The organism is Geobacter psychrophilus (assembly GCF_056821595.1).
The window spans coordinates 4,218,560-4,240,997 of the sequence record NZ_JBXDTU010000004.1; the positions used below are offsets into that span (position 1 = coordinate 4,218,560).

Annotated in this window: 22 protein-coding genes and 1 tRNA gene; 11 read left to right on the forward strand and 12 right to left on the reverse strand. The window is 50.7% G+C overall.

Annotation, left to right across the window (positions count from 1 at the left end):
• Window positions 1–166: 166 nt before the first annotated feature.
• The 8 genes from ACOCF6_RS22130 to pgsA all read left to right on the forward strand — a co-directional run bounded on the left by ACOCF6_RS22130 (window position 167) and on the right by pgsA (window position 5,166).
• Complete coding sequence (locus ACOCF6_RS22130) at window positions 167–382, forward strand: 4Fe-4S binding protein (RefSeq protein ID WP_482462497.1); 216 nt, start codon at window positions 167–169, stop codon at window positions 380–382.
• On the forward strand, window positions 379–1,440 hold the full coding sequence (locus ACOCF6_RS22135) for a 3-methyl-2-oxobutanoate dehydrogenase subunit VorB (RefSeq protein WP_482462498.1): 1,062 nt from the start codon (window positions 379–381) through the stop codon (window positions 1,438–1,440). The genes ACOCF6_RS22130 and ACOCF6_RS22135 overlap by 4 nt, the downstream gene beginning before the upstream one ends.
• Window positions 1,437–2,180: a thiamine pyrophosphate-dependent enzyme gene (locus tag ACOCF6_RS22140; RefSeq protein WP_482462499.1), complete on the forward strand. Its 744-nt coding sequence runs from the start codon at window positions 1,437–1,439 to the stop codon at window positions 2,178–2,180. The genes ACOCF6_RS22135 and ACOCF6_RS22140 overlap by 4 nt, the downstream gene beginning before the upstream one ends.
• 16 nt (window positions 2,181–2,196) lie before the next feature.
• On the forward strand, window positions 2,197–2,739 hold the full coding sequence (locus tag ACOCF6_RS22145; RefSeq protein ID WP_482462500.1) for a 2-oxoacid:acceptor oxidoreductase family protein: 543 nt from the start codon (window positions 2,197–2,199) through the stop codon (window positions 2,737–2,739).
• 50 nt (window positions 2,740–2,789) lie between these two features.
• Window positions 2,790–2,864, forward strand: a tRNA-Gln gene (locus ACOCF6_RS22150).
• A 200-nt stretch (window positions 2,865–3,064) separates the two neighbouring features.
• Complete coding sequence (locus tag ACOCF6_RS22155; protein ID WP_482462501.1) at window positions 3,065–3,751, forward strand: cytochrome c3 family protein; 687 nt, start codon at window positions 3,065–3,067, stop codon at window positions 3,749–3,751.
• A gap of 203 nt (window positions 3,752–3,954) precedes the next feature.
• Entirely contained in the window at window positions 3,955–4,569 is a 615-nt protein-coding gene (locus ACOCF6_RS22160; protein WP_482462502.1) for a lytic transglycosylase domain-containing protein, read from the forward strand.
• A gap of 3 nt (window positions 4,570–4,572) precedes the next feature.
• Complete coding sequence (gene pgsA / locus ACOCF6_RS22165) at window positions 4,573–5,166, forward strand: CDP-diacylglycerol--glycerol-3-phosphate 3-phosphatidyltransferase (protein ID WP_482462503.1); 594 nt, start codon at window positions 4,573–4,575, stop codon at window positions 5,164–5,166.
• Window positions 5,167–5,171: 5 nt separating this feature from the next.
• Here the strand turns inward: pgsA and ACOCF6_RS22170 are convergent, their stop codons facing one another.
• Window positions 5,172–5,840, reverse strand: a complete 669-nt coding sequence (locus tag ACOCF6_RS22170; RefSeq protein WP_482462504.1) for a hypothetical protein — start codon at window positions 5,838–5,840, stop codon at window positions 5,172–5,174.
• Window positions 5,837–7,474, reverse strand: coding sequence for an AAA family ATPase (locus ACOCF6_RS22175; RefSeq protein WP_482462505.1), 1,638 nt, complete (start codon window positions 7,472–7,474; stop codon window positions 5,837–5,839). The genes ACOCF6_RS22170 and ACOCF6_RS22175 overlap by 4 nt, the downstream gene beginning before the upstream one ends.
• Window positions 7,475–7,617: 143 nt before the next feature.
• On the opposite strand from ACOCF6_RS22175, the gene ACOCF6_RS22180 reads away from it, so the two are divergent.
• A complete protein-coding gene (locus ACOCF6_RS22180; protein WP_482462506.1) occupies window positions 7,618–8,658 on the forward strand; it encodes a KamA family radical SAM protein in 1,041 nt (346 codons plus the stop codon).
• Here ACOCF6_RS22180 and epmA read toward each other — a convergent pair.
• The 10 genes from epmA to ACOCF6_RS22230 form a co-directional block, all read right to left on the reverse strand.
• Entirely contained in the window at window positions 8,639–9,565 is a 927-nt protein-coding gene (gene epmA, locus ACOCF6_RS22185; protein ID WP_482462507.1) for an EF-P lysine aminoacylase EpmA, read from the reverse strand. The genes ACOCF6_RS22180 and epmA overlap by 20 nt on opposite strands.
• Before the next feature lie 61 nt (window positions 9,566–9,626).
• Window positions 9,627–10,190 (reverse strand): elongation factor P, encoded by a 564-nt coding sequence (gene efp, locus ACOCF6_RS22190; RefSeq protein ID WP_482462508.1) that lies wholly within the window; start codon window positions 10,188–10,190, stop codon window positions 9,627–9,629.
• 85 nt (window positions 10,191–10,275) lie between these two features.
• Window positions 10,276–10,494, reverse strand: coding sequence for a translation initiation factor IF-1 (gene infA / locus ACOCF6_RS22195; protein ID WP_482462509.1), 219 nt, complete (start codon window positions 10,492–10,494; stop codon window positions 10,276–10,278).
• 173 nt (window positions 10,495–10,667) lie between these two features.
• A complete protein-coding gene (locus tag ACOCF6_RS22200; RefSeq protein ID WP_482462510.1) occupies window positions 10,668–11,975 on the reverse strand; it encodes a phenylacetate--CoA ligase family protein in 1,308 nt (435 codons plus the stop codon).
• A gap of 19 nt (window positions 11,976–11,994) precedes the next feature.
• Window positions 11,995–13,722 (reverse strand): proline--tRNA ligase, encoded by a 1,728-nt coding sequence (locus ACOCF6_RS22205; protein WP_482462511.1) that lies wholly within the window; start codon window positions 13,720–13,722, stop codon window positions 11,995–11,997.
• Window positions 13,723–13,790: 68 nt separating this feature from the next.
• Window positions 13,791–14,837 carry a flavodoxin-dependent (E)-4-hydroxy-3-methylbut-2-enyl-diphosphate synthase gene (gene ispG / locus ACOCF6_RS22210; protein WP_482462512.1) on the reverse strand — a complete coding sequence of 349 codons (1,047 nt, stop codon included), beginning with the start codon at window positions 14,835–14,837 and terminating at the stop codon, window positions 13,791–13,793.
• A 175-nt stretch (window positions 14,838–15,012) separates the two neighbouring features.
• Window positions 15,013–16,425 carry a type I glutamate--ammonia ligase gene (gene glnA, locus ACOCF6_RS22215; RefSeq protein WP_482462513.1) on the reverse strand — a complete coding sequence of 471 codons (1,413 nt, stop codon included), beginning with the start codon at window positions 16,423–16,425 and terminating at the stop codon, window positions 15,013–15,015.
• 111 nt (window positions 16,426–16,536) lie between these two features.
• A complete protein-coding gene (locus tag ACOCF6_RS22220) occupies window positions 16,537–16,875 on the reverse strand; it encodes a P-II family nitrogen regulator (RefSeq protein WP_482462514.1) in 339 nt (112 codons plus the stop codon).
• A 270-nt stretch (window positions 16,876–17,145) separates the two neighbouring features.
• Window positions 17,146–19,233, reverse strand: a complete 2,088-nt coding sequence (locus tag ACOCF6_RS22225; protein WP_482462515.1) for a glutamine synthetase III family protein — start codon at window positions 19,231–19,233, stop codon at window positions 17,146–17,148.
• A gap of 362 nt (window positions 19,234–19,595) precedes the next feature.
• On the reverse strand, window positions 19,596–20,309 hold the full coding sequence (locus ACOCF6_RS22230; RefSeq protein WP_482462516.1) for a PilZ domain-containing protein: 714 nt from the start codon (window positions 20,307–20,309) through the stop codon (window positions 19,596–19,598).
• 179 nt (window positions 20,310–20,488) lie between these two features.
• Between ACOCF6_RS22230 and ACOCF6_RS22235 the strand changes: the two genes are divergently transcribed.
• Together ACOCF6_RS22235 and ACOCF6_RS22240 are read left to right on the forward strand one after the other, a co-directional pair.
• Window positions 20,489–21,250, forward strand: a complete 762-nt coding sequence (locus ACOCF6_RS22235; RefSeq protein ID WP_482462517.1) for a peptidoglycan DD-metalloendopeptidase family protein — start codon at window positions 20,489–20,491, stop codon at window positions 21,248–21,250.
• Window positions 21,250–22,437: a class II aldolase/adducin family protein gene (locus ACOCF6_RS22240; protein ID WP_482462518.1), complete on the forward strand. Its 1,188-nt coding sequence runs from the start codon at window positions 21,250–21,252 to the stop codon at window positions 22,435–22,437. Before ACOCF6_RS22235 ends, ACOCF6_RS22240 begins: the two co-directional genes overlap by 1 nt.
• Window position 22,438 lies beyond the last annotated feature (1 nt).

A 22,438-nucleotide genomic window follows, 5' to 3' on the forward strand; every position in this document is an offset into this window, starting at 1 on the left:
AGAAAATGACATGCTCATGCTTGAATATGCTTAAAAAAATCAGGTTGTATACATTATATACGGACTGAAGTCAATTCTGACATACTGTAAATATCCACTGTGCTTGACGGCAGATAATTATATCTGCTATGTAACAGATCTCACTTAGATCAAAAGGATACAGACCATGCCGTATATCACCATCAATGAAGAGCGTTGCAAGGGCTGTGGACTCTGCACCATCGCCTGTCCGAAGAAACTGGTTGGCATGAGTGAAACCCCCAACAGTCTCGGATTTACCGTGGCAGTATTTTCCGGTCCTGATTCATGCACCGGCTGCGCCCTGTGTGCCGAGATGTGCCCGGACGTGGCAATCGCTGTCTTCAAGGAGCAGAAGCCATGAGCGAAAAACTCTTTGTAAAGGGTAACGAGGCTGTGGCCATGGCCGCCATTGAAGCGGGCGTTCGCTGTTATTTCGGCTATCCCATCACTCCGCAGAGCGATATCCCGGAGTACCTGTCCCGCGAGCTGCCAAAGCATGGCGGCACATTCATTCAGGTGGAGAGCGAGATCGGTGCCATCAATATGGTGCTCGGCGCTTCGGCTGCCGGGGTGCGCGCCATGACCTCATCTTCCGGCCCGGGGATATCGCTTAAGCAGGAGGGCATCTCCTACATGGCGGGTTCCGAGCTGCCGGGTGTGATTGTGGACATCATGCGCCAGGGTCCGGGCCTGGGCGGCATCGACGCCTCCCAGGCCGATTACTGGCAGGCCACCCGCGGAGGCGGCCATGGCGGATACCGCATCATCGTGCTGGCCCCTGCGTCAGTGCAGGAAATGTACGACCTGACCATGCTGGCTTTTGACCTCTCGGACATCTACCGCATACCTGCCATGGTCCTGGCGGATTCGGTCATCGGCCAGATGAAGGAATCAATCTTCGCCAATCCGCGGCCTGTGGTGGAGCTGCCGGCCAAGGGATGGGCGGTGCGCGGCCGCAAAGAAGGGGAACAGCAGAATGTTGTCAAGTCACTGAAACTGGGTGATGGCGAGATGGAGGCCTTTCACTGGGCTATGCACGCCCGCTACAAGGAGCTGGCCGAAAAGGAAAGCCGCTGGGAGGAGCTGCAGACAAACGATGCCGAACTGATTGTGACCGCCTTCGGCTCGACCGCCCGGATCGCACGCACTGCCGTGGCAATGGCCCGCGAGGCGGGTATGAAGGTAGGACTGATGCGTCCCATAACCCTTTTTCCATTTCCCGCCCACGTCTATCTGGCACTCTCGCAGCGCTGCAAGCGCTTCCTGGATATCGAACTGTCCACCGGGCAGATGATCGATGATGTGCGCCTGTCGGTTGCCAGGGATGCGGATGTCGCCTTCTACGGACGCCCGCCGGGAGCCGGGTCACTGCCGACACCGGAAGAGATTTACCAGCAGATCAGAAAGGTGTACCCATGAATCAGGTATTTTCCCGTCCGGACAGTCTCAAGGATGTTCAAACCCATTTCTGCCCCGGCTGTCAGCATGGCGCCATTCACCGCCTGGTGGCAGGTGCGATGGACACGTTCGGCATCCGCGACCGGACCATCGGCATCGCCTCGGTCGGCTGCTCCGTTTTTCTGTACAGCTATTTTGACATAGATGTGATCGAATCACCCCACGGCCGCGCACCGGCCGTGGCCACCGGCGCCAAACGGGCCAGGCCGGACAGCATCGTGTTCACCTACCAGGGGGACGGCGATCTGGCCGCAATCGGCACATCGGAGATTATCCATGCCGCCAACCGCGGTGAGGATATCACGGTCATCTTTGTCAACAACACCACCTACGGTATGACCGGGGGCCAGATGGCCCCGACCACCCTGCCGGGCCAAAAGACCTCCACCTCACCGAACGGTCGCGATATCAGAAATGACGGGTCCCCCTTCAAAATGGCGGAGCTGCTCTCCAATCTGGACGGCGTGGCGTTCTCTGCCAGGGTGGCGGTCAACAGCCCCAAAAACGTGCTCCAGGCAAAAAAGATGATCAACACCGCCTTCCGTTATCAGGTGGAAGGGCGGGGTTTCTCGTTCATTGAGGCCCTTTCGGTCTGTCCGACAAACTGGGGGATGAATCCTCTGCAAGCCAACCAGCGCCTGTCAGACGAGATGATCCCTTATTTCCCGCTCGGGATATATAAAAACAAAGATAATCTGTAGCAACGGAGTGTATCTAATGCGTCATGATGTGTTTATTGCCGGATATGGCGGCCAGGGTGTACTGCTGGCCGGAAACCTGCTGTCGTATGCTGCCATACATGAAGGCATGAATGTTTCTTTTTTCCCGGCCTATGGAGTCGAAAAACGGGGAGGCTCAGCCATGTGCACGATTGTATTTGCGGATGGCGATACCGGTTCACCAGTTGTCGGACATCCCTCCGTATCGGTGCTCCTCAATCAACTCTCATTCGACAAATACGCTGCCAAGGTCAAGCAGGGCGGAATCTGTATTGTCAACTCTTCGCTTATCGATTGTGACGGGCTCGAACTTCCGGGTGTGGAACTGCTCAAAGTGCCGATGAATCAGATCGCCCTCGAACTGGGGGACATGCGCATGCTCAATATGGTGGCGTGCGGGGCCTATGCGGCCAAAACCGGAGCCCTGTCACTGCAATCTTTGGAGCAAGCATTGAAAAAGGCTTTGCCTGAACGGAACCACCGCCTGATCCCAACCAATATCAAGGCCATCAATGCAGGAGTTTCAGCCGCATTGGGCTAAAAAGCCTTGACGACCTCACCTGTATTTTGTTATATACACATTCCGCTTATTGGGGTATCGCCAAACGGTAAGGCAACGGCCTCTGACGCCGTCATCTCTTGGTTCGAATCCAGGTACCCCAGCCAATCATAACCAGCCGTTAATGGCTAGAAAATATTGAGGCCTCATGCTTTTGTACAGTTTCAGTACAGTCAAAGGCATGAGGCTTTTCTTTGTCGTCATTGTGTAAACATTTCTTTGAATTTTTTCCAAGCTTATGGTATGTAATCTAAAATTAATATCAATGATCCTGCATGCGGATAAATAAACAAGGTAAAGGTGACGAATGAAAACATCAGTGAAAAAAATGGGTTTTGCTATCACACTGGCTTTCCTTTTTGGCTCGATTTACCATTCACAAGTATTGGCTGCTGAAACCGGAACCGTCGATGAGGTGAGCGGCAAACCCTGTTATAAGTGTCACGCGAGTAAGGTGACAGCTCCATTCGTTCACAGTGGTCTGTCCGGCAAGGAATGTACCCCCTGTCATACCGCAACCGGCGGCAATCACCAGAGCAATGTCGCTCTTTACGGCGTCAAGGATAAGAGCTCAAAGGTTTGTTATGAGTGCCACGAAAACCAAAGCAACAAAAAAAGCGTTCATCCTCCGATCATGGAAAATGACTGCCTGGGATGTCATGCACCACATGCCTCTAACTTTAAATACCAGTTGGGACTCCCGGTGAATAAACTCTGCTTCAACTGCCATGATCAGTCGCTGGTAACGGACAAGGAAACTCAGAAAAACGGTTTCCGTGATGGCAGTAACAATCTGCATTATCTGCATGCTGGAGAAAAGACTGGCATCCCATGTCTTTCCTGTCATGATATTCATGCAAGTACGCAACTCCATATGATCCGTCCAAAAGGAACCAATGGCAAGGATGCGGTAACGATCACCTACACGGCAACTGATAAAGGCGGCAATTGTACGGTCAGTTGTCATGATGCGTTGAGTTACGAGAGAAAATAACCGTTCAGGATTACTTCATGTCAGGTATAAATACGTACATGTGAGGTATAGTTTAACGTTGCTCTGACCGGCTACTCCATCACGGAGTAGCCGGTTTTTTGATACAAGAGCTTGATGTTCTCCCGATTCAACCTGATGCCAAAGATAGTGTTCAAACGATAAAGCTTGACAATTCATCATGAATTAGGATTATTGATAGATCAATGTGTAATAAAACGTTCAACATATCAGTTCTGCTGATTCTGCAGATATGTCTGCTGACGCTTATCGCTACTCCCGCCTGCGCTGATATCTACCGCTATGAGGATGATGAGGGCATTATTCATTTCACGGACGCCCCAACAGACAGGCGCTTCAAGGTTTTCATGCGTGATCTGAAAAAAGACAAACAGCTTCGCACAAAGCTGCAGTTATCAAAATCCGTAAATCCAGCAGAGTACGATCAGATTATTGCGTCGTGTGCCACAAAATACGGTGTTAATCCCTCGCTGATCAAGGCAGTGATTCACGCAGAATCAGGCTACAATCCCAATGCAGTATCCCGTAAAGGTGCCAGTGGACTAATGCAGCTCATGCCGAGTACCGCCCGATCTTTAAAGGTCAGCAACAGCTTTGATCCAAAAGACAATGTGGAAGGCGGGGTCAAGTATCTGCGATTTCTTCTGGATACCTTTAGAGGTGATGTCTCTCTGGCTGTTGCTGCCTATAATGCCGGCCTGAACAACGTAGCCAAGTATGGCGGCATTCCGCCGTACAATGAAACCCGGACCTATGTGAATCGGGTACTCTCCTATATGCAATCCTATCAGGCCAACTGAATAATGTCCTCCAAAACGGCCTCACCGATCCTCAATTTGCCCAACATCCTCACAATGACGAGGATTGCCGCGATTCCCTTGCTGGCAGTTATTCTGTTGTCTCCATCGAAATCATCAGGTTTCTGGGCGGCAGTGGTTTTTTCACTGGCATCCATAACTGACTGGCTTGACGGATATCTTGCCCGCCGAATGGGCATTGTTACCGTTTTCGGAAAATTCCTCGATCCGATAGCAGACAAGCTGATCGTCATGGCAGCCTTGATCATGATCCTGCCTTACGGTCACGTGCCGGCCTGGATGGTGTTGGTCATTCTGGGGCGTGAGATTATTATTACAGGTTTGCGAGGTATTGCTTCAAGTGAAGGGATCGTTATCCAGGCCAGTGATCTGGGGAAATTCAAGACAATTTTTCAGTTGGTAGCTATTATCGGACTTCTCCTGCATTACGACTATAACTGGTTCTTCGGGATTGAACACCAGTTGCTGCAGGTGAACATGCACAATACGGGCATGTTTTTTCTTTGGATAGCCACTCTGTTGACCGTCTGGTCCGGGGTAGATTATCTGGCAAGATTTATCAGGATTATTGCACGCTGACCGGATTACCTGTTTGTCTTGTTCAGGATAATTTCAAACTTCTCGCCACCCTGGCTGAACCGCACCCGATCCTTCTGTATATCCTCAACCGTTACCCCCTCAATCAGAGCACCGCTTGATACCGTGATGCCATTGATCACTGCAAGATTTTCGCTGCCGCCATCCTGAAATGCAATCCCGTTAATTGTAAGGACCGGTCTGGAGACAACACCCTTCGGAGTTGGAGACGGTGCTGTTACAGGTTTTGCATCAATTTCAGGCGCTAGTTTCGCTGGTTTTGCTGGCTGTTTTGCGTTTGATGCTTTTGCTGGATCCATGGGTAAATGGTCCTGTAAACCAGAGAGGGCTGTGGCCTTTGGAGACAAGCGTGGCGATGCGCTTGTAGGGGATAGTACTGGCGGGGTAATCACTCTGTTTTGTGGCTGACTGTCTGACGTTGTTCGAGAAAGGGTTGACTGCCGTGCAGCCTCGTCGCTTACCGAGCGTTTCATATAGACATATGTTGCTGCGCTGCCGCATACAAACAACGCTATCGCAATAAGAGCTACCGTAGTGCGTGATAACCTGGCTGACGAACCGTCCTGCAGGATCTTATCATCTATCCTTTGATGGTTCGGCTTGCTCAGCGATCTGTCATTTTCCAGTTTTTTCAAAGCCTTCAGTATTGAACTCATAGGTTTCCCTCGTCAGCAAGGGATGGGATTTTGTGGGATGTATCGTATCGGGTGAGGGCCGCCACGGTCAGTTCACCCAAGGCTTCATCAATTGCTATTCCCATCGATTGCTGAAAACGCCGTACTGCTGTGACGGTAGCATTGGAGTAGATACCGTTTACGGCCCCCTGATAGTAGCCGGCCTGCTTCAATAGCAGCTGCAATGCTCTCACTTCGAAGCGTTTTTCACCATATACAAGCGTATCAGGTATCTGTCCATGGTTTAGCCAGACAAGATAAAACGTTCCACTGGCAACAGACGCAAAATCATCCTTTGAAATTGTGCTGCTGTCAAAAAGGGTAGGGGATACGGACAGAAGATTGTTATGTGCAGAAGTTACGGCATAACAGTATGCTCCCAGATCACCGGTCACATCTGTCACAACAATAAAAGGCAGGTCGAAGCGGATCACATTGTCAAGTGATCCGGTAACCAGTGTTACCCGCAGGTTACGTTTAAACGCTAACCGTCGAAACAGATCAGGGATATCCAGGCGTTTGGACATTTCGTTAATCGGCCGCACATTCCAGCGGTCGGCCAATGTGTTAAAAACCTGTAAATGGGTATCATGCTGATCGTAGGACAGGATTTCCTGTTCCAGCTTTGTATTCCGGGACAAAGCGGCTTTGGGAACAGTATTGGCTGAGACAGTCGAAACGACGGGCGCAGGGGTACTCCTTGTCAGGGATTGCGGCAGCCATCTCAGATCAGTTCCCGCCAGGTTTACGGCGGCAATAACACATGCAATAATTCCGGCAATCGCAATGGCTAACTTTTTTGCCTGCGAATGATGAATCACTTCCCACATTCCACGGATAACAGTTGCTGATGTTATGTAGCGCCGTTCGTTGCCGTATGCGATCAGCAGAGCCCGGTCGCAGAGGATGTTGATCATGCGGGGAACCCCGCGGGTAGCGATATAGATCCATTTGATGGCAAAATTACTGAATGATACACCACCGGTTTCACCGGCTACTTCCATACGTTGCCTGATGTACGAACGGGTCTCGTGCATGCTCATTGCACGCAGTTTGTAACGAACGGCTATCCGCTGGTTCAGTTGTCGCAAATCCGGACGGCCCAGCAGTAATTCCAATTCCGGCTGTCCTGCCAGTATTATCTGGATAAGCTTGTCATTTTCTGTTTCAAGGTTGGAAATCAGCCGGATCTGTTCCAGCACCTCCGGCTGCAGGTTTTGAGCCTCATCAATCACCAGAACAACTGTCCTGCCTTCATTCGTTTCAAACAGCAGGAAGCGGTTGAGATCGGCCAGCAATTCGTTGGCATATTGGCTATGAGAGACTATTCCGAACTCGGAATTGATACTGCGCAAAAGCTCGACACCGCTCAGGCATGGACTGAAAATCAGGGCTGTACGATAGCTCTCATCCTGGAGCTGCCCCAATAGTGTGCGCAATACGGTTGTCTTGCCGGTTCCTACCTCACCGGTCAGCTCGATAAAGCCATAATGATTATTTATACCGTAGAGAAGGTGGGCAAAGGCCTCTTTATGATTCTTGCTGAGAAAAATGAAGCGGGGATTGGGGGTAAGGGTAAACGGTTTTTCATTGAATCCGAAATATTTCGTGTACATAAAATGATACCATGAGCGATTCAATTAAAAAGTATTTTGCAGTTGTATTATTCATACATTCAGATTATTTTCAAGTAAAATCAAATATATCCGGCTTGCAGGGACTGCTGGCACCTGCAACATGGCAGACGAGATAATACTTAATGCAACAGATAAACTATATTGACGCAACTTGCTGTAAAACAGGAAATGTATTTACCTTATCCGGAGAGCAGAAAACCGTCGCATCGCTATACCCCTTCAAGGTATCCGGACATTATGCCGGCTTGATCAGAACACCGGGCGATGCAATCTGGCAGCAGTGTATTCCGGATGCACGAGAGTTGGCAGATGATGCTCAGGATGCAGACCCGCTGGCGGAGGTCCTCCTTAGCCCTGTGCCGGGTTTGATCCATCGCTATCCGGACAGGGTGGTATTACTCGTTTCGAACCGCTGCCCGGTATATTGCCGTTTCTGTATGCGCAAACGTATTGTGGGCGGCGGGACGGATCTTCCTCCCGATCCGGTTGCAATCGAAAAAGCGCTGGATTACATCCGGTCACATCCGGCGATTCAGGACGTAGTCCTTTCCGGGGGCGATCCGCTCATGCTTGATGATGCGTCGCTGCATATGATTTTGAGCCAATTGCGCTCCATACAGCATGTAAAAATCATCAGGATTGGGACCCGTATTCCGGTAACCTTCCCGGAACGTATAACGACAGAACTCTGCAGCATGCTGCAACGTTTTCATCCCCTTTACATCAATACCCACTTTAACCACCCAGCCGAAATAACTGCTGCATCCGCCGCAGCCTGTGGATTATTGGCGGATGCCGGTATTCCATTGGGAAACCAGACGGTTTTGCTTCGTGGCATAAACGACGATATTTCAGTTATGCGCGACTTGATGCTTGGATTGCTTCAGCTGCGGGTCAGGCCCTACTATATCCATCAGATGGATCTGATAAAGGGTACGGCACATTTCCGGACACCGGTCTCGCAAGGGCTGGAAATCATGCGTGGGCTGCGTGGTCATATCTCGGGCATGGCTGTACCACACTATGTGATCGATCTGCCGAATGGAAAAGGAAAGGTGGCTTTGATACCTGACACTGTTGAGAGGGAAGGGGACCTGCTTATCCTGACAACCTACCAGGGGGAAAGGATCGCTTATCGCGACCTCACAGTTGTTCTGGGGTAAACGCGATAACATCATCGATTCTGTTCGTATCAGCAAGCAGCATCACAAGACGGTCCACGCCGAGAGCAATCCCCGCAGACGGGGACATCATTGCCAATTCATGCAGGAATGGTTCGGGGAGCGGCAGCGGCGCAGAGCCTGATTGTGCCCGCTTCAGATTTGCATGTATGAAACGGCTTCTCTGTTCAACCGGATCATTCAGCTCACTAAAACCATTGGCCAATTCCATGCCACCGGCGTACAGCTCAAAACGCTCTGCAACGGATGGGTCACCGGTTTTGGGGCGTGCCAGAGCCGCCATTTCTATCGGGTAATCCATCAGTATGATAGGCTTGTTCTGAAAAAGAGCAGGCTCAATGTGTGTGACCATCTGTTCGTCAAAACTCCCATTCAAAACCGCATCCTCCATGCTGATATCACAAAACATCTCGAATGCCTTGCGGACAGCAATCGTTGAAACTCCCTCATTCAGTACTATAGGCTTTGTGTTGTAACTAATTGATTGTGAATGACAACAAGCATTTGCCACATGGAGTAGCAATTCTTCACAATCCTTCATAAGGTCAACATAGCTGCTGTTTGCGCGGTACCACTCCAGCATCGTGAATTCCGGCAGATGCTTGCTGCCGCGCTCACCACTGCGCCAGCAGCGACATACCTGATATATTTTGTCATGACCACGGCAGAGCAGGCGCTTCATGCAAATTTCCGGTGAGGTGTGCAGATACAATTCACCGGTCGGAAAGGGATCGATGTACTCTTCAGGGGCATTGGCGGGTATGCGAAGCGGGGTTTCAACCTCGATAAATCCACGGATATCAAAAAATGCCCGAATTGATTTGATTACATTAGCCCGAAACTGCAGGCTGTTATGACGATTATTCATACGTGTATCACCAGACCCCATAAACAAAAAAAGAAAGGCGAGTCATCAGACTCGCCTTGAGATGCCGCACATTACTTTGAAATTAACCTTTAACGCGAGTTGAGTACTCTCCGTTACGCGTGTCTATGGTAATCAATTCGCCTTCCTCTATAAACGGAGGAACCCGGAGGACGTAACCGGTTTCCAGGGTAGCGGGTTTGGAATCATTGCCACTGGTATCACCCTTGGCCCAAGGATCAGTCTGTTTCACGCGCAGATTGACGAAATTGGGGAGCGTTACGCCGATAGCCTTTTCACCATAGAGAAGCACATCGACCTTGCAGTTTTCCAGCAGGTAGTTTTTGGCATCACCCATTGCATCTTCCTCCATGACCACCTGCTCGTAAGTCTGCTGGTCCATGAAGGTGTAGTGAGTGCCTTCCTTGTACAGGTATTCCATCTGGCGGTCTTCGAGGCTGGCTGGCTCGAAAGACTCGCCGGAACGATAGGTTCTGTCGAGAATGGTGCCGTTGATCATATTGCGCATTTTGGTACGATAAAGCGCCTGACCCTTGCCCGGTTTCACAAAGTCAAAGGCAATCACCAGGTAGGGATCACCGTCAAGAGTGAGTTTCAGCCCTTTTTTCAAATCAGCAACACTGTACATTGGTTCCTCGCAAAATGTGATTTATTAAACAAGACAAGCCCATCAATGGAGACGGGCCTGGATCGTTCTCTATGGTTATAAAAGGTTATTTGGCGCGATAGGTAATGCGGCCACGACTTAAATCATACGGTGAAAGCTCAACGGTAACCTTATCGCCGGGCAGAATCTTGATGAAATATTTGCGCATCTTGCCTGATATATGTGCCAGCACCACGTGGTCATTTTCCAGCCTGACACGAAACATGGCATTAGGAAGTGGCTCAACAACTGTTCCCTCAACTTCAATCGCTTCTTCTTTGCTCATGCAGAAAGGCGCTCCTCATTACGTTGTTTGTTTGAACTGAAATACATTACTGATAGTTGTTAGAAATTGCAAGTTTAATTCAATGCACCCGATTCCATAAAATCAAAAACGCCCATAAGCTATATTATGTAAAGTACACCTTTGATTCACAGAATGTGGTGCGTGATCCCATTTCAAAACGTTCTCCTGTCGATCACCCGATCCGCTTTGCCGTCATGACGCGGAATGCTGTTTGGTTCAACCAGCTTTACGGTGACGCCGACTCCCAAAACAGAATCTATTCTTTTCTCAACGCTCTCTAGAAAAGCCCGCTGTTTTTTCATCTCATCGAAGAAAATATTTTCAGTGACCTCGATACAGACCTCCAGGACATCCAGAGAACCCTTGCGATCAACTATCAGCTGGTAATGAGGCTGGCACCCTTCTATGGCAACCAGAACCTCTTCGATCTGCGATGGAAAGACATTGACGCCCTTGATGATCAGCATGTCATCGCTGCGACCCATGGTTTTCTTCATTCTGACCAGGGTGCGTCCGCAGTCACAGGTGCTGTATTCAAGGCTGGTAATATCCCGCGTCCGGTAGCGGATCATTGGAAAAGCTTCCTTGCTGATTGTTGTCAGCACCAGTTCACCGACGCTTCCCGGCGGTAAGACCTGGCAGGTTTCAGGGTCGATGATTTCAGGGATAAATGCATCTTCCGAAATATGCATGCCGCACTTGAACGGGCATTCACCGGCAACACCCGGTCCAATGATCTCCGACAAGCCGTAATTATCCGTGGCACTTATTGATAAACGCGACTCGATCTCCCTGCGCATGGCCTCTGACCAGGGCTCACCGCCAAACAACCCGACTTTAAGCGAGAGTGTTTTGGGATCGATGCCCAGTTTTTCGATGCGATCGGCAATCGTGATGGCATAACTGGGCGTACTGACCAGAACCGTCGATTTGTAGTCCTGCATGATCAGAATCTGCTTTTCCGTATTGCCGCCGCTCATGGGAATGACAGCCGCACCGATAGTCTCCGAGCCGTAATGCAGCCCAAAGGCGCCGGTAAACATGCCATAACCGAAGGCAATCTGCACCACATCGTCATGGGTTACACCCGCAGACGTCATGAATCTGGCTACCAGGTTGGACCAGGTCTTCAGGTCGTTCTTGGTATATCCCACAACCGTCGGCTTGCCGGTGGTGCCGGATGATGAGTGAATGCGAACGATTTCACGCAGAGGTACGGCAAACATTCCATAAGGATAGTTGACGCGCAGGTCCTCCTTGGTGGTAAACGGCAGTTTTGAAAGATCGGCCAGTGATGTTATATCTTCAGGAACGATCCCCTGCTGATTAAATTTGGTGCGGTAGCAGGTAACGTTTTTATAGGCACGGTTGAGGGTTGCCTGCAGGCGCTCAAGCTGAAGCTGTTCAAGTTCTTCACGGGGCATGCATTCATGCTGTTGGTCCCATATTGCAGTCTGCATCTCAACCTCATCAAATGGATTATTCAAATGTCAGTGCCGTTTCTACGAGCTGCTGGACTTTGTCAATCGCTTCTTCAATCGGCAGCAACAGGACTTCGCCGGTAGCACGTATTTTGACTTCCACCTTTCCTTCCGCCAGCCCCTTGCTTCCCACCACAACCCGCAGAGGAATGCCGATCAGGTCATTATCCTTGAATTTGATGCCCGGTCGTTCGTCGCGGTCATCAAAAAGGACATCAATGCCCGATTTTTCAAGTTTGAAATAGATTTCCTCCGCCTCGGCCATCACGCCTTTATCCTTGGTGTTGAGGGCTACAACCGAACAATGGAACGGCGCAATCGGCAGCGGGAATATTATGCCGTTTTCGTCATGGTTCTGTTCGATGGCCGCTGCTATGGTGCGGCCGATGCCGATGCCGTAGCAGCCCATGAAAATCACCTGTTCCTTGCCGTCGGCATCCAGGTAGGTTGCATTAAGAGACTTGGAATACTTGGTCCCGAGCTTAAAGACATGGCCAACCTCGATGCCGCGCCACATCTCCAGCTTGCCCTGCTCGCAGCGCGGACAAGGGTCTCCGGCAACCACATTGCGCAGATCGACAAAACGTTCAATAACAAAGTCACGTCCGGGGTTGGCATTCTGGAAATGCATATCGCGTTCATTGGCACCCACCACGACGTTGGACATACCCTGCACCGTTATATCTGCAATAACAGTCAGCGGCTGTTTCAGTCCCATCGGGCCGAGAAATCCGACCGGAGAACCGGTCAGCTGCATGACCTGCTCTTCAGAGGCCATAGTGACTTCATCCCAGCCCATGTGGTTCTTCAGCTTGATCTCGTTAAGTTCATGATCACCCCGCAGGAGCACCATCACCGGCTGTTCCTTTTCGGAGCAGTACACAAGGGTCTTGATAGTACGGGTCGAGTCCAGGTTGAGGAAACCGGCCACTTCGCTAATGGTCTTCATGCCCGGCGTGCTGGTCTTTTGCAACTGCAGCAGATCACTACCAGCAACAGTCTGGACAGGACGTGACTCGGCTTTTTCAACGTTAGCCGCATACCGGCAGGCATCACAGGATACGATGGCATCTTCTCCCGAATCGGCCAGCACCATGAATTCGTGGGAAGACGAACCGCCGATGCTGCCGGTATCCGCCTCTACCGCGCGAAAGTTCAAGCCGCAGCGTTCGAAGATACGCATGTAGGCCTGATACATCTTGTCATAGGAAAGATCCGCCGCACTGCTGTCCACATCAAAGGAGTAGGCATCCTTCATGATAAACTCGCGGCCGCGCATCAGGCCGAAACGGGGACGGATCTCGTCACGGAACTTGGTCTGGATCTGGTAGAAATTGATCGGCATCTGGCGATAGCTCTTGATCTCGCGTCGCACCATGTCGGTGATGACCTCTTCATGGGTGGGTCCCATGCAGAACTCATTTTCCTTACGGTCCTTGAAGCGCAGCAGTTCCTTGCCGTAAAACTGCCAGCGACCGGATTCCTGCCACAGTTCAGCCGGCTGTACACTCGGCATGAGCATCTCAATAGCATCGGCCTTGTTCATCTCTTCGCGGACGATGTTCTCGAATTTGCGGATCGAGCGCAGGCCAAGCGGCAGATAGTTGTAGATGCCGGCAGCCAGTTTGCGGATCATGCCGGCGCGGAGCATCAGTTGGTGCGAGATGACTTCGGCGTCGGAGGGGGTTTCTTTGAGCGTTGGTATGAAATAGCGTGAATAAAGCATTATCACCTCAAGGGATTGTAAATAATATGGCTATCGTCGGACTGAATGGAGCAATCTCACTATGAAAATTACAGTTTCATTATTTCTTCCAGCAGGGCATCGGCCAACTGATCCTCAGGTACCTTGCGGACTATCTCGCCATGACGGAAGAGCAGCCCCTCCCCTTTTCCGCCGGCAATACCCACATCCGCTTCCCTGGCTTCACCTGGTCCATTGACCGCACAGCCCATGACAGCCACGGTTATCCGTTTGTCAACTCCCTGCAGCCGCCGCTCCACTTCTTCGGCAACCTTGATCAGATTGATCTGGCAACGCCCACAGGTGGGACATGACACAAAATTGACACCCCGCTGGCGCAACCCCAGGCTTTTGAGGATCTCGTACCCTACCCTGACTTCATCCAGCGGGTCACCAGTCAGCGACACGCGCAGGGTATCACCAATGCCGTCGGCCAGCAGGATACCCAGTCCCACGGAGGATTTGATGGTGCCTGAAAAGATGGTCCCGGCCTCAGTAATACCGATATGTAGAGGGTAATCGACCTTCTGTGATAAGAGCCGATAGGCGGAGACGGTCTTCATGACATCTGATGCCTTGAGGGAGATCTTTATTTCCTCGTATCCCAGATCCTCAAGAATCCGGACATGCCCCAGTGCGGATTCCACCATGGCCTCGGCCGTAGGATGGCCGTATTTTTCAAGCAGCTCTTTTTCCAGTGAGCCGGCATTGACGCCGATCCGGATCGGGACCTTGCGTTCGGCGGCACTCTTGACCACCTCGGCGACCTTCCAGGTATCTCCAATGTTGCCGGGATTGAGCCGCAGTCCATCGATGCTCCCCTCCAGAACCTGAAGCGCCAGTTTATAGTCAAAGTGGATATCAGCGATGACCGGAATCGGGCTTTCATGCTTGATCTGTCCAAGGGCTACGGCAGCATCCATGTCGGGCACCGCACAACGGATGATTTCACAGCCCCCCTCCGCCAGCCCGCGAATCTGAGCCAGGGTGGCGGACACATCTCTCGAATCCGTGGAGCACATCGACTGCACTGCGCAGGGAGCATCTCCGCCAACGAGTACGGAGCCTATCTTTAATTGTCGGGTCAGTTTTTTCATAGCGAAACATACTAGACAAGTGCAGAGAAAAAATCAAGGATTGTGGGCAGTCAACGCCATTGAAATGATTTGTACGATACAGAAGCAATGCTCAGAGCTGAGAGCTTATGCACGACAAACAAACAGAGGCGGAAGATTTCTCTCCCGCCTCTGTTCACAGATCTACTGATGAAATTTAGATATCGTAGTAGAGTTCGAATTCGAGTGGTACCGGACGCATGCGGACCGGATTGACTTCGGCTTCGGTTTTGTACTCGATCCATTTCTCGATAACGTCTGGTGTGAATACGTCACCTTTGAGCAGGAATTCGTGATCGTCCTTGAGGCACTGGAGTGCCTCTTCCAGGCTGCCCGGTGCGGACGGAATATCCTTGAGTTCTTCCGGAGAAAGTCCGTAGATATCCTTGTCCAGCGGCTGGCCGGGATCGATTTTGTTCTCGACGCCGTCAAGGCCTGCCATCAGCATGGCGGCGAAAGCCAGGTAACCGTTGCAGGATGGATCGGGCGTACGGTATTCAACCCGCTTGGCTTTCGGATTGGTGGACATCATCGGAATACGCAGCGCAGCGGAGCGGTTACGGCTGGAGTAAGCCATATTAACCGGTGCCTCAAAACCGGGCACCAGACGCTTGTAAGAGTTGGTGGTCGGGTTGGTGATGGCACAGAGTGCTTTGGCGTGTTTGATGATACCGCCGATGTACCAGAGAGCCATCTGGGAGAGACCGCCGTATTTGTCACCGGCAAACAGGTTCTGGCCGTCTTTCCAGATGGACTGGTGGCAGTGCATGCCGGAGCCGTTGTCGCCGTAGAGTGGTTTTGGCATGAAGGTTACGGTCTTGCCATTGCGATAGGCAACATTCTTGATGACATATTTGAACCATTGCAGCTGGTCAGCCATATCAACAAGCGAAGAAAAGCGCATGTCGATTTCAGCCTGGCCGCCGGTAGCAACTTCGTGGTGCTGGCACTCAACGCGGATGCCGACCTTCTGAAGTTCGAGAACCATTTCGTTACGCAGGTCATTCTGTGAGTCAACCGGTGAACAGGGGAAGTAACCTTCCTTGTGGCGCGGCTTGTAACCCAGGTTAGGAAACTCTTCGCGGCCGGTATTCCAGGCGCCTTCGGAAGAATCCACTGCATAAAAGGACTGGTTGGCGCTGGAGTCATAACGCACATCGTCAAAGATGAAAAACTCGGCCTCAGGGCCGAAAAATGCTGTATCGCCGATACCGGTTGATTTCAGGTACATTTCTGCTTTTTTGGCAATGTTGCGTGGGTCGCGGGTATAATCTTCCTTGGTGATCGGATCGAAGATATCGCAGATCAGTGACAGGGTCGGTACCGCCACAAAAGGATCCATCTTGGCGGAAGTCGGATCAGGAAGAAGAATCATGTCAGAGGCATGAATCGGCTGCCAGCCACGAATAGACGAACCGTCAAAACCCTGTCCCTCTTCAAAGGTGTCCTCACTAAACTCGCTCATGGGGACAGAGACATGCTGCCAGGTACCAACAAAGTCCATGAATTTGTAATCGACCATCAGTGCGCCGTTTTCTTTGGCGAATTCTACTACTTGTTTCGGGTTCATCAAAAGTCTCCTTTCAGGTGGTATTAAAATGGGCTTCTAACCCTGATAAACTGAATATATTGTTGACAACGCTATACTCTGTAAAAGCTGCAAAACCATCTGATTTACATACTAAAGAGCGTCTTCTCCGGTTTCACCGGTTCTGATTCTTATTACTGCTTCTACTTGTGTAACAAATATCTTGCCATCACCAATTCGTCCGGTCTTGGCTGATTTTTCAATCGCCTCTACAACCTGCGGGAGAATCGCATCCGACACTATTATTTCGAGTTTGATCTTTGGGATAAAATCGACAACATATTCCGCACCGCGGTACAGTTCGGTATGACCTTTCTGCCGGCCAAACCCTTTAACCTCACTGACGGTGATACCCTGGACTCCAATTTCATTGAGGGCTTCTTTCACCTCATCCAGCTTGAATGGCTTGATAATTGCTTCGACTTTTTTCACACCGGTATCCTCCCTTTCTGAAAATGAGCGGTAATTATAAGGGTTATCAATTAAATTGCAAGAGGTAAGCGGCGCAGAGATGCCGACTTATTTTGCAAACGGGCTTCACTCGCAGAATCCGTGGGAAGCCTTTTGCTCAGGCAGGTTCCCAACCATTTGGTATAACGCCACTTTAATGGTCTAATCCAATTCATACACAGTTTTTCGATGACAAAAAAGGAGCCCTAATCAGGAGGCTCCTTTTTAGGTAAAATAGTAAAGATTCAGGGATTACAAAATGAAAAGCATTTCCCCATAGGTTGGCAGTGGCCAGTATTTGGCAGCAATAATTTTTTCAAGAGCATCAGCATCGGCACGCAGTTCAAGCATTTTAGTAAATACCTTTCCCCTGAACGCAACGGCCTGTTTTTCAATGTCGAAAATATTCAGTGCGCTTTCAAGGGCTTTCTCCAGCGCTTTAACATTACTGTTCGCTGAGGCAAGCCTGGCGGAGAGCTCTTCCAGCAATTCTTTCTGAGTCGAGACGTTCAGCTTTCCGGATACGGCTGCAACAGCAGAGATAGATGTTGCTACCGTTGTTGCGTATTCGATGGCTGCAGGGATGATGCTGTGGTTGGCCATATCGATCATGGTCAGGGCTTCAATATTCAGGGTCTTGACATATTGCTCGACCATGATTTCATAACGCGCATGAAGTTCTTTATCGGAAAAAACTTTGTGAGCACCAAACAGCTCTACGGCATCTTTGCTTACCAGCTCTTTAAGAGCCTCGGGAGTGTTAGGAATATTCGGCAGGCCGCGTTTTTTTGCTTCCTTGACCCACTCGTCTGAGTAGTTGTTGCCATTAAACACAACGCGCTTATGTTTCTTGGCGGTTTCCTGCAGCAGTTTCTCAAGGTCGGCGTCAAAGTTTTTAGATTTTTCAAGCTTATCGGCAAAACCCTTCAGGGCCTCGGCAATGATGGTATTGATGATAATGTTGGGGCCCGAGATGGAGAAGGAGGAACCGAGCATCCTGAATTCAAACTTGTTACCGGTAAAAGCGAACGGTGAGGTTCTGTTTCTGTCGGTGGCGTCCTTGGGCAGTGCGGGAAGTGTAGTGACACCGATCTTCATATCAGCGCTCTTGGAGGATGATTTTACCCCGCCAGCCACGATCTGGTCGAGGATATCGGCAAGTTGTTCGCCAAGGAAAACCGAGATAATGGCAGGTGGTGCCTCGTTGGCGCCCAGACGGTGGTCATTGCCGGCATTGGCGCAGGAGCAGCGCAGGAGTCCGGCATAGGTATCCACGGCCTTGATGGTTGCCATCAGGAAGGTCAGGAACTGGGCGTTTTCATGGGGGGTATGACCCGGCTCAAGCAGATTCTGGCCGTCATTTGAGCTCATGGACCAGTTGTTGTGCTTGCCGGAGCCGTTTACACCCGCAAAGGGTTTTTCGTGCAGCAGGCATACCAGATCATGTCTGATGGCAACCCGCTTCAGAACATCCATAACCATCTGATTATGGTCAGTGGCAATGTTTGTGTTCTCAAAAATCGGGGCCAGCTCAAACTGTCCGGGTGCTACTTCATTGTGCTGGGTTTTTGCGGTAACGCCCAGTTTCCAGAGCTCTTCATTTACTTCCTTCATGTACGCCAGCACTCTTTCTTTGATAGTGCCGAAATAGTGATCTTCCAGTTCCTGACCTTTTGAGGACATGGCGCCGAAAAGCGTTCTGCCGGCCATCATCAGGTCAGGTCTTTTCAGGAAAAAAGACTTGTCCACCAGGAAGTATTCCTGCTCAGCGCCGACAGTCGAGGTAACCCTGCTGACCTCTGTATTTCCGAACAACCTAAGAACACGCACGGCCTGTGTAGAAAGCGCTTCCATGGAGCGAAGCAGCGGGGTCTTTTTATCCAGGGCCTCACCGGTGTATGAGCAGAAGGCGGTCGGGATGCAGAGCGTTATGACATCAGCTTCTTCTCTCAGAAATGCTGGAGAGGTGCAATCCCACGCTGTATAGCCCCTGGCTTCAAAGGTAGCTCGCAGGCCACCGCTGGGAAAGGAGGAAGCATCCGGTTCGCCCTTGACCAGCTCTTTTCCGGAGAACTCCATCAAAGCGCCATGCTCATTTGGCGAAAGGAAGGAGTCATGCTTTTCAGCAGTAATGCCGGTCATAGGTTGGAACCAGTGGGTAAAATGAGTAGCGCCTCTTTCAACAGCCCACTCTTTCATTGCCGTAGCGACAACATCTGCGATTGTAGGATCCAGTGGCAGACCTTCGTCTATGGTTTTCTTCAGGTTTTTAAAAACAGCTTTCGGCAGCCTTTCTCTCATAACTGTTTGGTTAAACACATTTTTACCAAAAATCTCCATCGGTACAGCCTCCTTTTTAGGCAGTGTTGATCAAAATATAAGCAAAGAATTTATCCGTAAGACGCGTGGGTTTAATTAGTTACGGAACTATTGCGTTGTATTTCTGAATAATGAGCAAGATGAGTGCCAAATCTTTTGGGGGGTGGGAGACAGCGGATTGTTGCCGGGTATGGTAAATTCGTCTTGGACTTACGCGACGAAAAAAAACGCAAAGGGCTTACCAATTATATACTTGTAAAACGAGACCGGAATTCCGGCTTGTTGCCTCATCAGCAAAACTTTTGTGTAGATGGGTAGCACTTACTGCCTATACCGCGGGCACATGGCCAGTTTTTTTGCACAATATTGAAACGGCTGCATGGTTACATGTTCAGTTCTTTCAACTCTTTTATGATTTCAACCTGGCGCTGGTTTATGTAATAGGAAATCTGTTGCTGGGAATGTTTTTCCGGATGAAATTCAAGAATACAGTCGAACGGTGCGCTGTCACCGGAGACCTTGACAACCGTAGCAGACATGCCCACTTCGACAATGTCTCCGCTTGAGATATCGGGCAGCTTGAGGAACAGGTTGAGCTCTAGACCGGGAACGATGCGTTCCCGTGACATAATGTGCATGGCTGCACCACTAAGAGAAATATCCTTGATGTTACCCTTGGTAATATCGGCGTCAAAGATCATATCTGCTTCAATCGGTTTGTCGAGCAAAACGCGAACAAACCTGCGCATATCGGAACGGATCTTTGCATATTCAAAATTGCAGAGGATGACCTTTTTTTTGAGTGCATTAATATAAAATGCTTCGCCAAGGATGTCCTCTTTAAACGGGCTTTCTGGGTGCGAATAGATGAGGGCCTTGCGGTTCATGTGAATAACTTTTGCCTGGTATTCGTGCAATTCGAATTCGGCCATTTCGTTCTCAACATTTAATAATGTAGCATCGTACGAAACGGGGATTTCCTTGTAATAATTGAGAAACGAAAAACGCTTTCCCACCATCCCCTTAAAAAACTGGACAATGACCAGCGAATCTTCATGCGGGGTGCCGCGAACGACTTTATCAGAATATTGAGGCATTACAGATTCCTCGAAGGATGATTGAATTGCAAAAATGGGACAGATACGGTAAAGTAAACGATCGAATTAGGTTTTTTAACAGAAATACATTCGAACGACAAGCACTAAAGAGACTATTCATGCATAAAATATCACCATACAAACAGACAGTAAAGCAATCCACGTCAGGCGTATTTTGTATGTTTCTGTTGCTGGCACTGCCTGTTTCAGGTCATGCGGATATTTACCGGTTTGTTACCGTGGATGGAGTTGAAAGCTTCACTGATGCCCCCATGCAGAAGGATGCCAAGATCGTCATCAGAGAGTCCTCTAAAAAGGCACCCAAACACCAGAAAAAGGTAAAAGCAGAGAAACACCACGACATTTCTCTGAACGAAATTGTTGAAAAGACCGTCAGTGCATCATTCACCCCTTCCGATCTTTCCCCCCCCGGCTCCTTTGAGCCGAAACTGCCCGCTGTGGGAGGGGTCATCACCTCCGCAGTCGGTATGCGGATCGACCCCATCGACGGGAAACTGCGCCATCACAACGGGATTGACATCGCAATACCGGAAGGTACTCCTGTCATGCCGGCTGCTCCCGGAGTTGTAGTTTATAGTGGGCTGCGCCCAGGTTATGGATATACGGTTCTCGTCGAACACGCTAACGGCATGATCAGCCTGTATGGTCACAATAGCCGCCTGGAGGCGGTGCCGGGTCTGGCTGTTGACCGGGATACCATTATCGCTTATTCCGGCAATACCGGACGTTCGACCGGCCCTCATCTGCATTTTGAGGTCTGGCAGGCAGGTACGAATGTTACTCCCGCCTTTATGCCCGGCAGCACCATGCAACTGCCTAAAACCCGCTTGGCCGCAGCCAGGGCCAAAGTCAGTTTCCGCAAGGAACTCCTTGACGACGGCTCCGTTCTTTTTACCAATATCCCTTCCTCTGTCCCCTGATGCATGATCAAATCAACAAATACATCACCAAGCTGATTGCGGACCGCTCTGCAAACCCTGACCTGACAGCATTTGCCGCTCAGGATGACGTCATGATCAGCGGTGGCGACCCATCTCTGGCGAACATTGCATCAGATACCTTAACCAGGCTCAACTGCCTGGCACTCTGCGCAGCACAGCCTGCCCTGCCCTTTGCAGACTTCCTGCTTCGTCGGGCTGCTGCCGACGAGCACGAAGTCATACCGCGCGACACCGAAACCCGCACCTTTCTGCACGACATCCCCTTTGTCCGCAGATCCGAATTGGGGGATGATCCCGCTGCTGTCATTGCGGGATTTCTGGGCAGCCGCAAAGGCATTGTGGTAGAGGGAGTCGGCATTATTGCCAGCGGGAGCCTGACCGTTGAACAGGCCTACATCAACTGGTCATCGGTCTTCCACTCCACGTTCATAAAATATCTTGAGGATGTTCTTCAGGATGGTTTCAGGCTGCCGGGAGAGGCCGATGCCTTTGCCCGTTTCCGTACCGGGTGGCTGCAGCCGCTGAGCGCCGATAACCTGGAATTCAGGCAGGGGCCGATAGCGGTCAGGACCGACATTCTGGATGAAATAACCCGGGTCGGTTCCTATACCGTACAACGCGGCCTGGTGGATTCTTTTTTCGGCAATATCTCTTATTCGAATGGCGACCTGATTTACATATCCCAGACAGCATCCAGTCTCGATGAACTGGCCGGGTGCATCGATCCGGTGCCGTTTGAAAACAGCTCCACCGTCGGCATCACCGCTTCCAGCGAACTGGTAGCCCATCGCCGTGTTTTTGAAGTCACCGGCTGTCGCGCCATACTGCACGGACATCCCCGTTTTGCCGTTGTCATGAGCATGATGTGCGAGGAAAAGGCGAACTGCCCGATCACGGACTGCTGGAAGGATTGTTCGAAGGTACGGATGCTGGGGGGGACACCGGTGGTGGCCGGCGAGATCGGTGCCGGCGGCATCGCCCGGAACCTCCCCCCGGTCATCGGAGAGACGGGGTGCGCAATCGTGTATGGTCACGGGGTGTTTACCATCGGCAGGACCGATTTCCGACAAGCCTTTCAGTCATTGGTGGATGTGGAAAACTGGTGCCGGGCGGAGTACTTCAGAAGGTTTGACGAGCGCTGGCCCCTCCAGTCCCCCACACTTTAGT